Source organism: Streptomyces sp. WMMB 322 (assembly GCF_900090145.1).
Classification (GTDB): Bacteria; Actinomycetota; Actinomycetes; order Streptomycetales; family Streptomycetaceae; genus Streptomyces.
On sequence record NZ_FMHI01000029.1, the window covers coordinates 1 to 2,838 of the forward strand.

Here is a 2,838-nt window from a genome sequence, read left to right on the forward strand (position 1 = left end):
GACGAGGCGGGCCTGTGCGCCGTCGTGGAGGTCGCGTTCGATGCGGCGCAGGTCGGCGGCGGCGGTGTCGGCCACCGAACCACGATCCGACTCCAATTCCCGCACGCGCGTCGCGAGCGAGGACGGCCCGAGCAGCCCGAGCACCATCACACGGTCGACCCTGGTCAGGCCCCGCACGACCGCCGGCGTCACCAGCAGCAGCGCCAGCCCGGCCACGGCGGTCGCCGCGAGCTCGGGCGGGCTCTCCAGGTACGTTCCGCCGATCTGCGTGGTGCCGTCGGCCGTCACCCCGTCGGGCCCCACCTGCATCCCGGGCTGACCCAGATGGCGCGGGAAGACCCACTGCCACGCGGGATACAGCATCAGCCCCACGCTGACGGACCAGAGGACGACGGAGACGACGAAGGAGAACAGCGCCCACGGGAAGTGCAGCACCGTGTAGAGCAGATGGCGCCAGGAGACGCCGCTGCGCAGCACCGCCCCCACCCACGGCATCGGCCCGCGGCGCCGCTGGAGCGTCCGTACGGGCTCGGGCTCGGCGACCTCCACACGCAGCAGCGCCCTCGCGCGCGCCCGCTCCAGGCGGCCGACGGCGCGGCAGCCCAGCAGGCACACGGCGAGGAGGGGCACGCCGAGGAAGGTGATCAGCAGGCCGGCGCCCGCCGAGAGCGTCGTGACCGCGTAGACGAAGTACGCGCATGCGAGGGGCATGCCCGTGACCACGTGCAGAAGCTCCAGCCAGGTGCGGCCTTCGAAAGGTGCGCGCAGCACACCGGGCAGCCCACGGGTGCGGGGCCGCGCGATGTCGGTGGCGGTGGCCATGGGGTCTGCCCGTCCTTCCGGGGGTGTGGGCGAGTGCCGCGCGCCCGGCGTGATGCGGCCGGGCGGGCGGCGAGCCCGGGTCGAGGGCCCGGCGAGTGCCGCCCGCCCGGTCGGGCTTCGGGATCTCTCCCTCCGGCCTCGCCCGGGCGCGCGGCCCGCGTGAGCCTGCCTCACAGAATCCGCTGCCGGGGGCGCCGCGGCCATGGCGTGAGCACGCGTCCCGCCGCGGGGGTTTACCCCACCCCTGGGTGAGGTCCGCTCCGGAGAATGGCCGGGAGCCAGGGGTCGACGGCCGAACAGCCGCGCGTCTCCCGCGGGCACGACCTGCTCGCGGCACAGCAGACACCGGGCCGGGGAAATCCAGAAGGTTCCCGACCGGGCAGGGCCTTCGCAGACGCCTAGAGATCGGGGGCGGCGAGGTGGTCGGCCGAGCCGCCGGTCCACTCGACGATGAGGAGCGTGGCGTCGTCACTGGTGACTCCGCCGCGACCGCGCTCCAGATCGAGGGTCAGCCTGCGCACCAGCTGGTTGACCCCGGTGGTCAGCGGCGAGACCCGCTCGATGGTGTCGATGAGCCGTCTCTCCCCGAACTGCTCACCGCTGATCTTGTGTTCCTCGACGAGGCCGTCGGTGAAGGCGATCACCCGGTCCCCCCGGGCGAGTTGCAGGGAGGAGACCTGCGGGCTGGACCCACCGAAGCCGATCGGCAGCGCGGGAGGGCTCTCCAGTCTCCGGGTCACCCGGTGATCCCGGACGAGCATGGGTGCGGGGTGCCCCGCGTTGACCCATTCCAGATTCCCGGTCGTGATGTTCAGACGCATCATCTGGCCGGTCACGAACTGCTCGGGCCCGAACTCCGCATCCATGGCGGCGTCCATGATCGTGTACAGGTCCGCCAGATCGGCATCCGCACGCCGTGCATGCCGGTAGGCGCCCATGGCGAGGGTCGCCAGCATGGTGGCGTTCAACCCGTGCCCCATCGCGTCGATGATGGCCATGTGGAGGATGTCGTCGTTGAGGGCGTAGTCCAGGCTGTCCCCGGCGACGCTGTACGTCGGCTCCAGAGCGCCGGCGACGGCGACCTGCGGGGTCGTCATGGACAGCGGGGGAAGCAGCTCGTACTGGATCTCCGCGGCCATGCTCATCGGCCGGCCCTTGCGCCGGGTCTGGAAGAACTGGTCCGTATAGCTGTTCTTGGTGACGATCATGTCCGCGACCAGGCCGGCCAGCCGCCGGAGGAGCCGCAGGTCCTCGGGCCCGACGGTGTCCAGGGTGAGGGAGAGGATGCCGACTTCCTCGCTGCCGTCCAGCAGCGGCAGATACATCCGTGTCCCGTCGGCCCGCTGCTCCCGCTGCGCTCGCCGGCTCAAAAACGCCTTCCCCGGGAGGGAGCCGTCGACGGCCACCGGCTCCCCGACCGTGAGCCCGCTGCCCGGGAGAGGCACCAGCGTGCGCTGCTCGTAGTCCTGGAGATGGATCGAGACGTCCCGGCCGCCGACCCTGGAGATCTCCTCTGCCACCAGCGGAGCGATGAGCTGCGGCGGCATTTCGTGGGCACGGTCCAGCAGCTGCCCCAGCAGCCGCTCGCCGAAGCCCTCCGAGAGGTCCACCGCGACCCTGTCGCCGTTGTTCCGGGGCTTGTCCACAGCAGAGCCCACCTTCCCGCCTGCGCAGCTGCAGCCGCTGACACGATGGTCGCCCACGAGCGCCCCGGCAGCTCACCCGCATGGGCCGGTCGGGTGACCGGCAGCCGCAGTGACGCAGCACCGCCGCAGCACCGCCGCCGCGGTCACTGCGCGTCGCTGCTCGTACAGGGCCGGTACGGGCCCCGGCGAGCGGGGGCGGCCCGCGCTCACGTGATCACGGCAGTCTCGCCCGGCGCGCTCAAGGTGATCCGGAGGGGACGCCTCGGCCCTCCTCGCGCCAGGGGAGTTCGGCGGTGATGGTGGTGGGGCCGCCGGTGGGGGAGTTGATGACGAGGAGTCCGTCGACGGCGGTGAGGCGTTCGGTGAGGCC

Annotated in this window: 2 protein-coding genes and 1 pseudogene; all 3 read right to left on the reverse strand. The window is 72.3% G+C overall.

Annotated elements, in window-relative coordinates; genetic code table 11:
- Positions 1–822, reverse strand: an 822-nt coding sequence (locus tag H180DRAFT_RS28355; protein ID WP_175437847.1) for a sensor domain-containing protein, incomplete at its 3' end; no start/stop codon positions are given.
- Positions 823–1,220: 398 nt separating this feature from the next.
- Positions 1,221–2,468: a PP2C family protein-serine/threonine phosphatase gene (locus tag H180DRAFT_RS28360; protein ID WP_055489022.1), complete on the reverse strand. Its 1,248-nt coding sequence runs from the start codon at positions 2,466–2,468 to the stop codon at positions 1,221–1,223.
- 238 nt (positions 2,469–2,706) lie between these two features.
- Positions 2,707–2,838 (reverse strand): annotated as a pseudogene (locus H180DRAFT_RS30705) (sensor histidine kinase); the annotation flags it as partial.